The sequence below is a fragment of the Paenibacillus sp. Z3-2 genome (assembly GCF_054161325.1).
This window is the reverse complement of record NZ_CP096397.1, coordinates 161,155-174,741: the sequence shown is the minus strand read 5'-3', so window position 1 is coordinate 174,741 and position 13,587 is coordinate 161,155. Positions and strand designations below refer to the sequence as shown.

The following is a 13,587-nucleotide window of genomic DNA, read 5'->3' as shown; positions in this document are numbered from 1 at the left end:
ATGTCCATGCTGTTGGCCCAATCCCGAGTGGAGATGCTTCGTATGTCACGCAATGTCTATTTTATCTTCTGGTCTTTATTGATGCCTGTACTATTCTACATCCTGTACACACGCATATTTACCACAGATGCTGTGGATGCTCAGCAATGGAATGCACATTATCTGATGTCCATGACCTGCTTCAGCGTGATGGGCTCGTCCATCATGACTCTTGGCATTCGTCTTGTTCAGGAGAGAGTGCATGGGTGGGTTACTTATCTTCGAGTTACACCACTGCCAAACTCGATTTATTTTGGTGGTAAAATGGTTGGTCAGACCTTCATCCACCTGTGCTCAATTATCATCATTTTTATATCCGGTTATCTGATTAACGGTGTTTCCCTTACTGCATCACAGTGGATTGGTTCTGCACTCTGGATTCTGGCTGGCTCTTTACCTTTTCTTGCACTAGGTACATGCATTGGCACGTTCCGCCGGGTCGAAACTGCCAGCGGATTGAGCAACGCCTTGTATCTCTCCCTCGCCTTGCTTGGAGGAATGTGGATGCCGCTTGATGTCATGCCGGAGTGGCTTGGGCAGATCGGCAGCTGGTTACCTTCACACAGTTTTGGCAATGGAGCATGGGTCATCATAACCGGAGGTGTGCCTCATATGCGGGATATCCTTATTTTAGCAGCGTATCTGGGGGGATTTATGTTACTATCCACATATATCCGCAACAAACAGAAGGAGGCCTAATCTTCACATATGCTTCAACGCTTTGAGCTTTTTCCTAAACGATACGGTATCTATCCTTATATCTGGATGATCTATTTAGCAATGCCTTTGTACTACCTGGTGGACGCGCGAGGACATGAGCAGTATATCGGGATTACGGCCTTTGCCGTATTTGTTCTAACCTATCGACAGCTCTATATGATTGCAGGCACAGCTCTCTTTTCCTATTGGCTTAGCCTGCAGATGTCATGTGTTCTCGTCCTTACCTTGGTCATCGATCCCAATATGTTCTTTCTTGGATTTTTTACGGCGAATTTCATTGGATGGTATTCGGAGAAGCGTGCCTTTCGCTTGTTTCTGTTCATCTTCGCTGTTATTCAGACCATTCCGATGGTCATTACCATAATCCTCGATCGACTCAGTACCGAGCAGTTGCTGTTCTTTACTCCGTTCTATCTCATCATGCTGGTTTCACCTTATGGCATTAGAACCATGCTAGATAGACAACAGTTGGAAGCCAAGCTCGATGAAGCACAACAGCATATTAAGGAGCTAATCAAGCGAGAAGAACGTATGCGTATTGCCCGCGATCTGCACGATACGATGGGTCACACGCTCTCTTTGATTACATTGAAGAGTGAACTCGTTACCAAGCTTATCGCCAAGAATCCCGAACGAGCCACACAGGAAGCACGCGAAATTGAGCGAACCTCACGTGCTGCCTTACGAGAAGTGCGTCAACTCGTCTCCGATATGCGGGCCATCAGCATTGTGGAGGCATTGGCTGATGCCAAAGAAACCTTGAAAAGTGCCGACATCGAACTCTCACTGACCGGAGAACAAGAATCTTATGCTGATGTGCCTGACTTGACTCAGAACATGGCAAGTCTCTGCATTCTCGAGTCCGTGACAAACATCGTAAAGCACAGCAAAGCTACTCTAGGTATAATTCAACTGGAACGAATACCTGACGGAATCAGGATTATGGTCCAAGATAATGGCATTGGCATGAGCCCAGATAAACATCACGGAAATGGACTGAAGGGAATGTCAGAGCGCATGGATTTGATCGATGGCTCATTTCAGATTTCCTCGGGTTTGAAAGGAACCACGGTCGTCTTTCTCTTTCCCTTAATCGCTAGCGAACCACAAGGAGGAATATCATTATGATTCGTATATTAATTGCTGAGGATCAACGCATGTTACGTGGTGCTCTAGCCTCCCTGCTCGATCTTGAAGATGATTTTGAAGTCATTGGAGAAGCAGGGAATGGAGAAGAAGCCCTAAAGCAGACTGTGACTCTTCAGCCAGATCTTTGCCTGTTGGATATTGAAATGCCTGTGATGAGTGGACTTGATGTAGCTGAACGCATGCAGCAGCTTGGTCTCAGTTGTCGGATAATCATCCTCACGACGTTTGCTCGGCCTGGGTTCCTGGAACGGGCTATACAAGCTGGAGTTCAGGGTTACCTGCTCAAGGATGAGCCCAGTGACCGCTTGGCCGAGGCCATTCGGCGTGTAATGAACGGGGGACGCGAAGTGTCACCTGAGCTCGTTTTTGGCGCGGCCAAAGCCGTTAACCCTTTAACGGAACGGGAGAAGGAAGTGCTCAAGCTAGCAGCTACCGGGATGAATGCCAATCATATTGCTGCCTCCCTGCATCTCTCTTATGGAACGGTACGCAATTACTTATCCGAGGCTTTCGCCAAGCTGGATGCCAAGAACCGGATGGAGGCCGTTGCCATTGCCGAGGAAAAGGGTTGGCTATAATGGTGAACTGTCGTTCGCGAAGCACGATATATGGTCCAGAGGAACTTCATTCAATATCCATTACACCTTCCAGTGTATGGCATAGAAAAAAACGCCTTCCCACAAACTGGAGGCGTTTTAGTCTTTTTATAAACATCTGTACTTCACAGGATTCAGCCGTTCTTCAGCTACAAGTTATAACTTCGTTTCCACACGTACCGGCTCTTCTGTCTTCTCCATCTTGTTCACATCCAGAATATCGAGCAGGAACACGAAGATTGGAATACCAATGATCAGTCCCCAGATCCCCAGGAAGTGTTGCGACAGAATCAGTACGATAAAGGTGTAGAACATCGGCAATTTGGTCTTGTGTGCCATGAGCTTCGGATTCAGGAAGTAAGTCTCCAGCGCATGAATGATAATAATCATGATGATCACGATAATACTCAGTTTCAGTCCACCCATCTGATACCCAATCAGACAGAGCGGTACCAGAGAGATGATCACCCCTGCCACAGGCACCAAACTTAACATAAATACGAGAATGGTCAATGCGAACAAATACGGATATCCAAGAATCCATAGCCCCAGCATCGTCAGCACCGTATTGAATACAGCAATCAGCAATTGTGCCTCAATGACTTTACCGAAAGAAGAAACGAATTTATCGCCCAAGTAAGCAACTTCCGTATAAAACCATCCGATTTTGCTTGTTTTGAACTTGGACGTGAATTTGGATATCTCCTGCTTCTGCAACAAGAAGAACAGACTCAGAATGATAACGAGCAGTATAAACTCCAACCATTTGCTCAATGCGAAAATATATTTCAATGCATCATTGGTATAATTTTTGATATCGAAGGATTGAAGGTAACCCGCAATCTTGGAGGCAAAATTATCACCATCTGCACTGTCCAGAAATTTCATAATCTCGTTCGTCAACTGAACGACCTGATCCACAATCCGCGGTGAATATCTGGATATACCAAGCACAATCACTGCGATAACGATCATATAGAGCAGGATGACCACGACTTTATAATTGACTGGAAATAGCCGATTCAGACCACCTGTAATGAAATGCTGTAGCCTGTTCATGACATACGTCACCAGGAACAACAGCAGAATCATGTGAAGCATACTCCCCATACTGAACAAAATTAAACAGAATAAGAGCAGAATCAAAAACCGTCTCACTGTTGCATTTTGTAACCAATCTTTTATCATTTCCCCCAAAATCTTCACCTCACAGCTAATATGCCCCATATGTATACGAACTCATGCCCACTTTAGTTTCAAAAAAAGAGAAGCCTTCCGGCTTCTCTCATTTCATGAGACTTCCCGTTGTCTCTTGTTCCTAGTCTATGCCTAACCTCACGGATGTCATGCTTACTTATCCAACGTTTCGCTCCAGTCATGCACAATGCTTCCTTCAAGGAATTTCTCGCAATCCATCGCAGCCATACAACCTGATCCAGCTGCCGTAATGGCTTGACGGTACTTTGTATCCTGAACATCACCGCAGGCAAATACACCCGGAATATTGGTCTCCGTTGTTCCCGGTTTAACCACAACATAGCCATGTTCGTCCAGTGTGATCGCATTACCCAGGAATCCGGTATTTGGCGTGTGACCAATGGCAACGAATACGCCATCCGCTTCAAGCAACTCTTCTTGCCCCGTCTCATTGTTGCGTACCTTCAGCCCTTTGACACCCATCGCTTCAGGCACAACCTCAAGTGGAGTACGGTTCAGCGCCCACTTCACCTTCTCATTGCTGCGAGCCCGATCCTGCATAATCTTGGATGCACGCAATTCATCACGGCGGTGAACCAATGTGACGTCTGTTGCAAAACGAGTCAGGAAACTCGCTTCCTCCATCGCGGAGTCACCACCGCCCACGACCACGATTTTTTTGCCGCGGAAGAAGAAACCGTCACATGTCGCGCATGTACTTACACCACGTCCCACATTTTCCTGCTCGCCCGGAATACCGAGATAACGAGCGGATGCACCTGTGGAGATAATAATCGATTCAGCTTCCAATTCGCCGATTCCGCCAACCTTGATCTTGAAAGGCTGTTTACTGAAATCAACTTCTTCCACCCAACCGTTTTTGAATTCCGCTCCAAAACGTTCTGCTTGCTTACGCATATTGTCCATCAGTTCAGGACCCATGATACCTTGCGGGAAACCAGGGAAATTCTCAACCTCCGTTGTCGTCGTCAATTGACCACCCGGCTGAAGACCTTCGATAACCAGTGGGTTCAGATTAGCACGAGCCAGATATATCGCTGCTGTCAGACCCGCAGGTCCCGTTCCGATCACAATCGTTCTGTATTTAGACATATAGATACAGCCTCCTTAATAAGGTGAGAGTGTGTTGTACTAGCGATGAACTTGCCAAGATGATATCCTACAGGCGTTTACAAGGCCCATTCGTTAAGTTTACCCGTTTTCCCGGTTGTTGTATCCTTCACCTTATGATGTCTTTCTGAAAACGAGTTGAAGCGCACTGAACTTTCTAAATAAGTGGCGGGTTGCTGTTGCACACGCGATGGATCTGCTTGGCATATTTGCTAACCGTTGATGCCGATATCCCGTACCGTTCAGCTATGCTTTGATAGGTAACGGGTCGACTGTGATTCTTTGCAGCCAAATATTCAAGTCCCGCAGCCCAGCCCTCAATTTGCTTCGTACCCGGAACCTCGGGATGTACCCGGGATACATAATCCGTCCAGATCCGTTCCATCTCATGCTGCAACTCGGCCTTTGCCTCAGACATTTGCAGTGCACGATCAACAACCGCTTGCCAATGGGTAGTCGAGTGAGATTCCGTTTGCTCTGATGTGGATTGAGCTTTCCCAATGGACTTCAAGGCTACAGGAGACAGGGGTCGAACCACCTGAGTGTTCCGATCCTCGTGTTCAGCCGATATCAATCCATTCAGCACAACTCTTGCTGCCTCAAGCAAATCTGGTTCTTCTCCTGGCTCCTCAATGAAAGATTGTAGCGCCTGCTGTACCTCATAATCGCCGATCATTCCAAGCGCATGAATAACCTGCAGCTTCGTTGCCCGATCACCATGTCGTAAAGCCCAGAAGAACGATGAACGAATCAGTGGATCATTCTTCATTTCTTCAGGTATACCGTTACCATAGTTCTCCCACTGTCTGAACTGCTCATCAAATGGCAGATGATAGTGATAACTCAGCTTCTCAGGCTCTTGCTCGCCTTGCCGAACAGCCTCAAGACCTGACAGATAGTATCGAGATACTTCCGAACCCGGATCAAGCTTGGACACAAGATGCCATAGACGCTCGGCAGCATCATAACGCTCTGTATTATAAGCTGCTACTGCTGCATAATGAGCAAGTGCCGGATCACCAGCCGTCTCTTCATCCTTGAGCAAACGCCGAAAATGAACATAGGCCGTATCGTGCTGACCCAAAATTCCCATCGTTGTAGCTAGTTTGTAGACTTGTTCGTGCTGGAATGGCACGATGACACGCAATTTTTTGATCAGAAGCAGGACTTGATCAGCCCGGTTCTCATTTTGATGGAAAATAGCGAGATTGCAAAGTGCATGCAGATTCCCTGGTTCCTGTTCAAGCACTTCTGCAATAGTCTCTTTTGCTTTGGGGAACAGCCCCATATAATAGTAGGCGAGTGCCAGATTGTTACGGGCAGCCAGGTAATCAGGATAATCCGATGACATGCCTTCGAGCAGCTCAGCAGCCTGTGCAAATTTTCCTTCTTCCAACAGTTCCCGTGCCTGATCGTGTTCCACTACACCTTTGCGCGATTTGATTCGATTCAGTTTGGCCGGACGATCCAGCTCATAGTACAGAAGCTCCATCATCTCTTCAGCTTCCGTCATGAACTGACCCTGGGTGTCCTCCTCCAAGTAGGTAACAAGTGCTTGCTCGGCTTCCTCAAACCGATCCATATTTGCATAATTGTTCGCCATATAGAAATAACATTCCGTCATCGACGGATCTACCGCTTCCAGCACGTTAGCCAAAATGGCATTGGAGGCTTCGTAATCCCCCTTCTCCGATAATATACCCGCCATATTACAATGATTCACCGGATTTTCCGGTTCGTATTCAACAGCTTTGCGAAAATATTTTAATGCCTTGTCGACATGATTACGGTCCAGCGAGCGGACAGCTCTTTCAAAGAAGAAAGAAGCATCCAAGTGAATCGGTATAATATTGGCAAGGTGTCCCTCAGCCCGCACTAGCTTGCCCTTCATCTCCAAGGCACCTCCTCTTTGCATTTCATTCATACTCTTCAGTATACCACATCTTAAGGCCCACATCTCAATATGTAGTTTCATGTCGTTTATGAAAAAAATGCAAATAAAGATGACATTCCATCATGCACGGATGAAATGCCATCTTTATTTTTTGCCAACAGATAATACTCAGGTAACTACATCAATCGAAACTGCATTAGATCAACTAAAATGATAGACCTTGTTAACATGCGAGGAATAGAGTCTCAATCGCTTCAATTCTTCAACGCCATCGAAGGAGAAAGTGAAATATGAATGGTCTTATCGAAAGGTGTCATGAAATTGAACAGCACAACCTTACACTTGTCCGGCAGTTTTGCCTCCCGAACACTTGCTGCCAGATGCCCCAACTCGCCTCCAGTAATCTCTAACCAGTCTTCTCCGCAGGTATAGCGCAATGTACCGCCTTTCCACAAGTAGTGGCCCTCACTCGTTTCAATCGCATCCTCGCAGGTCAGCTCACCTTCGCTTCCGAATACAAAGGACAACTGCATCATAATGTCCTCCGGTTCCTTCCCTGAGAGATGCATGGTCCATCCGTTTTGGGTTGGCTGCAACTCTGCCCCTACATGGAACGTCTGCTCATGGGTGAGCTGACGGCTCTGATGAGGTAGCAAGTACCATGGACTGATGGCTGATGCGGCCGATTCCGGCAACAGATTCGCAGGAACTGGGCCGTAGTAGCCTTTTTTCTGCTCGCCAGTCAGTCGATACCCTTCGGACAGCCTTGTCATTTGCTGCATAGGTACATACCCTGGATTAAAATAAGAGGCCAGTTGAACAGCCAACAAGCGCACCTTGCCATGACGAAGAGCGAAGAAGGAAGGAACTTCTGTCATCACAGTCACACTCGTATCACCATCCCGAATTCGGGCTACGGGAGCACCAAAGTCCGTATGCATCCGGCTGTGCGAGATATGTCCGTGATGCCCTACTGCGTCCATCTGCTCCAGATATTCTCCCCGCACAAAATGTTCATTGAGCATGACCTCATACTGTTCCGGTAATGCATCACGTGTGTTATTCGTCTGCTGAAGCTCCGGCTCAAGCATTAATCGAATGAGCGTATTCACTGAGCATACACCCGGATCTGTCAATGTATTTCCCGCCCAGGACGCCATGCCAGCAAAGAGTGGATCGCCATCCAGCCGTGCCAGAATGGCATATGGCAGATAATAAGGTGACAGATCATGAACACTGCCCAGATCCTGTCGCCCTGAATAGTCCGTAACAATCTCGCCCGTAGGATGCACAAGGTACATCATCATGCGAAGATTGAACCTCACCGGTTCAAGTAGTTCAGGACGATTGAGCAGGCGCGCGGCATGAATTAACATGATGTCGCTAACTGCGCTGTATATGCCATTGCTCCGTTCCGTCCACTCCCCATCGGGTGTAATATCCATCCCTTCATCCATCCACTGCTCTGCGCGCCGCACAGCTTCCTCCAGATCAAATAGTTCATGCAGGAAACCGAGCGCCGCGCATAGCACCCAGCGATGATTTGGCGTATGACAGCCTCCCGTAAGCATGGTTGGGATTGTCCGTTCCAGAAACAGCCTCATATTGTCCAATACAGGTTGCAGCGGCTCCCATTCCTGTTGCAGAAGAAGCTGATACAACTGCGAATACCCTACAACGACAAATGCAGTATCCGGAGGAGAATGGTAGTTGGTCCAGCCAGGCGATATTGAACCGTCTTCATGCTGGAAGCGAAGTACATATTCCGTAGCTAATAGCAGTCGATTTAACAACGCCTCATCCTGGTAATATACGGAGTCCGGATTGGAGATCGCTGCTCCCCAGTAACACATATCCGTGGGCGTTCCTGTCGTGTGGTTGACCCAGGCAACACCTGTGAAGGGATCAATTGTCCCTCCATAGTAACGGCTTTCCGGATCAAGCATCTGCCGAGATATGCCTCTTTCTACCGCTCTGTCATTACTGTCCACCAGTTGTTTGTACATGTGCAGTCCCTCCAACCAATGCATTCTCCCGATGTGAAAAGTATGCTGCTTCCGCTCATACCGCCCGTAACGTGAGTTCATTTTTCCTCGTCAGTATATATCATCTTTCTACAAAATCGCTAGAAATCCGTTCTTGTTCAACCACATTTTTATGTGGTTTTCATCACCGAGAAAACAGCCGTTGAACCACAAGCTTTGAACACGCAGAATGTTCCTAATATCACGACTCCTATTCTGCTAATCTGCCACTCCAAGCTTCTTCATAAGCAAGTCATGACTCTCGTGGATCTCTTCTGGCTTACAGGCAGACTTCAACTCGTATACCTTCACCTGTGCCCGGAGAATCATCGGCAGATAGGCATCATAGAAGTTCACGTCCTTACTGTGTACATAAGGGCACCAGTGGTCAGAGAGGCCCAGTGTCTCATGGATATGAACACCTACGATATCATTCATCAGGTCCTGCATTTCACCTACACTGTCGTAAAGGCCCATTCGGTCCATCATAATGGCATGACCCGTATCGTACCAGATACCAACCGGAGCCCCTTTGAGGGCAGCGATGATGGTCTTGGCTTCGGCAAGGGTAGGAATCTGTTGTGGTCTGGATCTCGTCTCGATTCCGAAACGAACATCCAGACCTTTAGCTGCTGCCCGATTGCATACCTCATCCAGACTGGCGATAATTTTCTCCACATACCCTGAACTGAGGGCTTCCCGCCGCTCCATCAATTCAGCCCATTTGCTGCGATACTTCGGTGAATCCGGACCTTCCTCGTGATAGAGCTTTCCAAGATCTTTGCTGATATCCTCAGGAAAAGGTACTTCCCCAGGGTGTACGACGACAGCTTTAGCCCCATAACGATGGGCATATTCTGCCGACTCAACAAGTAACTCTATTGCCCGCTGACGTTTAACCTCATCCTCGAATCCAAGCAGGACGGAATCCGTACCATAATCGGGATCAGGGTCATGTGGAAACGTATTATGGACACTGGAGATACCGATGTCTCCGCGTTCAATCATGGGCTCAATCGTCGTGAGCATTTCCTTCGTTACGTTATAATTGAGCTCAACCTGGCGAAAGCCAAGTTCGGCAATCTCCCGAATCATGGTTTCCCCGACATCATGTTTTCGGATATTCCAGCATGTGGAGAACGAATATATACCCTTATCTATGTGCTGCATCTGTTTTCCTCCTCCTTCCCATTGGCTGGAGCTTACCCAGCTTTTTTATATCAACCTTTTACCGCGCCAAGCATCGCACCGCTGACAAAATACTTTTGCAGCCACGGATAGACAAGCAGAATCGGTACAGTTGCAAAAATAACGGTCGCTGCCTTGAGACTTTCGGGTGTCAGTGGTGCACGGTTAGCACCTTCCATCAGCGTAAGTTCACTCACCATGTTGTTTTGTACCATTTGGAAGAGCTTGAGCTGTAGCGGGTACAGATTCGGATCATTAATATACAAGAGAGAATCCTGGAATCCATTCCAGCGTCCAACTGCATAGAACAGGGCTAATGTAGCCATTACAGGCATGGATAGTGGAAGTATGATTTTGAATAGTGTGTGTACATGTGAGCTGCCGTCGATTTCTGCTGATTCTTCCAGACTTTCAGGAATGCCTCTGAAAAATGAGATCAGGATAATCAGGTTAAATGGACTAACCAGTCCCGGTAAGATCAGTGCCCAGACTGAATTAAGCATATTGAGATCACGAATGAGCAAATACTCGGGAATCATCCCGCCACTGAAGAACATCGTAATGATGATGACATACATGAAGAGCTTGCGCCCTTTTAATTTTTTCTTGGTTAGCGGGTAAGCAGCAGCAAGTGTGAATAACATGCACAACACTGTGGTTGCCACTGTCAGAACAGTCGTAAAGCCCAGTGAATATAGCATGGATTGATCAGAGAATACTTGAATATACGCATCCCAGTTAAATTCTTTAGGAAAAATGGTCACTTCTCCCGAAGTAATAGCCCGGTTAGAACTTAGAGATATCGCAATGGTGTGCAAAAATGGAGCCAGACAGAATATAACAAACAAACTGATAAAAGAGATATTAACGATATCAAAAATCCGATTTGAGGTGCGTTCACTCATATGCGCACAGCTCCTTTACTGATGGTCTATACATACAAGCCGATTGGCGTATCTTTCATGCTTTGAAAACTTATAAAATACCTTCGCCGGTTGCCTTCTTTGAAATATAGTTTGAACCAAGTACAAAGATTAGCCCTACCACGGCCTGGAATAGCCCTACGACAGTTGCAAGCGTGTATTGTCCTGATTCAAGACCAACTCTGTATACAAAGGTACTAAGTACATCTGAATATTCACGTACCGCTGTGTTACCGATAATATAAGGCCGATCAAAGCCGATGCTGACCATATGTCCGAGATTAAGAATGAGCAAGGTCACAATGGTTGGTTTAATACTTGGCAGCGTAATATGCCAGATTCTCTTCAGTCTTGAAGCTCCGTCAATCTCGGCAGCCTCAAACAATTCCTTGTTCACGCCGGTCAGTGCCGCCAAATAAAGAATGGTACCCCATCCTGCACTCTGCCAGACACCTGTGAACAGGTACGTCACAAGCCATGGGTTTTTCTCTGTCAAAAATGGTATTGAATTTAAGCCCATACTCTCCAACACACCGTTAACCATACCGGATTGATTGCCGAACAATTGGTATACAATTCCCCCGATGATAACCCAGGAGATAAAGTGAGGAATGTACAGAATCGTTTGCGATATTTTTTTGAACCATTTGAATCGAACTTCATAGAGCATGATGGCCAATATAATTGGAGCAGGGAACGAAACAAGCAGGTCGAGGAAATTTAGCATGAAAGTGTTTCGCAATGTGGTGTAAAAGTCCCGCATTCCAAAAACCTCACGAAAAGCATCGAAACCGATCCACTCACTGCCGTTGATGCCCTGAAACAAGTTGAAATCCTTAAAAGCGATCTGAACCCCGTACATTGGGCCGTAACGAAAGATCAAGAAGTAGATCAGAGGCAGTGAGATGAGCGCATATAATTGCCAATACCTTTTCAAGTATGTGATGGTCAAGTCGGTTTCCTCCTATCAACAGAGAAACGGCTGTGCCGCCCATACTGGCGGCACACGTTCCTTCCAAAGTTATGCGGTAAATTACATATTGATTTAGTAATCACAAGATGAACCAGTTTATTTGATAACGCTTACTGAAGTGCTGCTTCAAGCTCTTTCTTCAGTTCTGTGCCACCCAGTGACATGAAATCATTCATTTCTTTTTCATATACCGCTTCGAAGTCTGCCGGTTTAGCCATCGCAGTTTTCACAATAAGCACTTTCAGCTTATCATTTAGCGCTGTACCATATTTAGATTCTGCTTCAATTGGTTTGCTGAAGATAACCGGGCCGATCGTATCCGTATTAGCGATATCAATGGACTGTCTCATCAGCTCTTGGTTACGTTCTGGGAAGCCTGCAATCCATGCGGCTTCATTGGCTGACTGATCTCCAACTACTTTACCGTTGGCAATAATGGCCATGTCACCACCGTTGTAGAGACGATCTTTGACATCCTGTGGTGCATCATCTTTAACAACTGGTACACCATCAACCATATCGTAATTTTCACCTTCGACACCGGTGTTCATCTCCAGCAAGTTCGTTCCAGAAGCCATCCAGTCTAGGTATTTCACTGCTTCAACCGAACGTTTGCTGCTTTTTGGAATCATGATGTACATACCGTTGCTACCATAACGTGATTTGATGTGTTTGTTGTCCACATTCGGGTTGGTGTAAGCGTCAACTGCTACAACTTTGCTATCCGGTACATTTTTGTACAAATTATCAAGCATACCCTCTGCATATAGAATCTGACCTACGTCCTCAGACATGTAGCCAATATTACCGTTCTGGAAGTCTTTGACCAATTGCGTTTTTTCTTCATCAAGACTGAAGTCTTTGCTGATCAGGCCTTCATTGTAAAGCTTGTTAAGGAACTGCATCGCATCTTTGAAGCCATCATGCAATGGTAGCTCGTAACGCTGACTGTACGTAAGCCCATCTTGTACGGGTTTAATAAAGGAGTAAATCAATGTTTCGTACTGCGCTGGGGCAAGTGCCATACCCATTGGGATGTTTTTGCTGCCCAGATTGCCCGGATCTTTCTCTTTGAATGCCTTCAACGTTTCGTACAGCTCATCCGTTGTTGTTGGAGCATTCATGCCGACTTTATCGAGCCAATCCTGACGGATATATGAGTTGTAACGAGCCGTAATGGCACGTTTACCCGGAATAGCGAATTGCTGACCTTCAAGCTGACCGAATTTCAACAGGTCTTCGCCGAGATATTCTTTTAAGTTAGGTGCATGTTCATTAAGAAGTTCACCTACGTCAGTTAGACCACCTTGCTGAGCGTAACGGTAGAACACACTGGAGTCGTATACAAACACAATATCTGGAACGTCGCTGGGGCTGGCCATTAACACGTTGAGCTTGGTTGTTTCTTCTGAACGTTGAACAGGTACGAATTGCACATCAATGTTATTCGGATCGCCGAATTTCTCTTGAACAAATTTAGTTAAGTAGTTGTTCGTGATCGTATGTGGAGAAGGACTATTACCGCGATCAAATACCTCCACCTTTAAAGTAACGCGCTCGCCATTTCCTGATGTTCCACCTTCAGCTGATTCTTCTGATGCTGATGAGCATCCCGCAAGTAAAGAAACGCCCATTACCATCGTAAGCGCCAAACCCATCCATTTCTTCAGACTCCCCTTGGTTGCTTTTCTTGTCATTTTGTCATCCCCTTTGGCTTTGCGTGAATGTTTAAAGCTTGCCCAGAGTATTTCAC

Annotated in this window: 11 protein-coding genes; 3 read left to right on the top strand and 8 right to left on the bottom strand. The window is 46.5% G+C overall.

The features are described from left to right. From M1D71_RS00865 to M1D71_RS00855, 3 genes are read left to right on the top strand one after another with little or no spacing between them, the layout of a single operon-like run. On the top strand, positions 1-738 hold the full coding sequence (locus M1D71_RS00865; RefSeq protein WP_458124881.1) for an ABC transporter permease: 738 nt from the start codon (positions 1-3) through the stop codon (positions 736-738). 9 nt (positions 739-747) lie between these two features. Further along, positions 748-1,887: a sensor histidine kinase gene (locus M1D71_RS00860; protein ID WP_458124880.1), complete on the top strand. Its 1,140-nt coding sequence runs from the start codon at positions 748-750 to the stop codon at positions 1,885-1,887. After that, a complete protein-coding gene (locus M1D71_RS00855; protein ID WP_458124879.1) occupies positions 1,884-2,486 on the top strand; it encodes a response regulator in 603 nt (200 codons plus the stop codon). Before M1D71_RS00860 ends, M1D71_RS00855 begins: the two co-directional genes overlap by 4 nt. A 174-nt stretch (positions 2,487-2,660) precedes the next feature. Here the strand turns inward: M1D71_RS00855 and M1D71_RS00850 are convergent, their stop codons facing one another. The 8 genes from M1D71_RS00850 to M1D71_RS00815 form a co-directional block, all read right to left on the bottom strand. After that, positions 2,661-3,596 carry an AI-2E family transporter gene (locus M1D71_RS00850; RefSeq protein WP_458124878.1) on the bottom strand — a complete coding sequence of 312 codons (936 nt, stop codon included), beginning with the start codon at positions 3,594-3,596 and terminating at the stop codon, positions 2,661-2,663. Positions 3,597-3,854: 258 nt separating this feature from the next. Further along, positions 3,855-4,814, bottom strand: coding sequence for a thioredoxin-disulfide reductase (gene trxB / locus M1D71_RS00845; RefSeq protein WP_145326394.1), 960 nt, complete (start codon positions 4,812-4,814; stop codon positions 3,855-3,857). Between the two features lie 175 nt (positions 4,815-4,989). Continuing rightward, entirely contained in the window at positions 4,990-6,723 is a 1,734-nt protein-coding gene (locus M1D71_RS00840) for a tetratricopeptide repeat protein (RefSeq protein WP_458124877.1), read from the bottom strand. Between the two features lie 257 nt (positions 6,724-6,980). After that, positions 6,981-8,732 carry a hypothetical protein gene (locus M1D71_RS00835; protein WP_458124876.1) on the bottom strand — a complete coding sequence of 584 codons (1,752 nt, stop codon included), beginning with the start codon at positions 8,730-8,732 and terminating at the stop codon, positions 6,981-6,983. A gap of 237 nt (positions 8,733-8,969) precedes the next feature. Continuing rightward, a complete protein-coding gene (locus M1D71_RS00830; RefSeq protein WP_458124875.1) occupies positions 8,970-9,920 on the bottom strand; it encodes a sugar phosphate isomerase/epimerase family protein in 951 nt (316 codons plus the stop codon). Positions 9,921-9,970: 50 nt separating this feature from the next. Further along, positions 9,971-10,843 carry a carbohydrate ABC transporter permease gene (locus M1D71_RS00825; RefSeq protein ID WP_458124874.1) on the bottom strand — a complete coding sequence of 291 codons (873 nt, stop codon included), beginning with the start codon at positions 10,841-10,843 and terminating at the stop codon, positions 9,971-9,973. A 70-nt stretch (positions 10,844-10,913) separates the two neighbouring features. Then, positions 10,914-11,813, bottom strand: a complete 900-nt coding sequence (locus M1D71_RS00820) for an ABC transporter permease (protein ID WP_062837760.1) — start codon at positions 11,811-11,813, stop codon at positions 10,914-10,916. Positions 11,814-11,944: 131 nt separating this feature from the next. Further along, entirely contained in the window at positions 11,945-13,531 is a 1,587-nt protein-coding gene (locus M1D71_RS00815; protein ID WP_458124873.1) for an extracellular solute-binding protein, read from the bottom strand. Positions 13,532-13,587 lie beyond the last annotated feature (56 nt).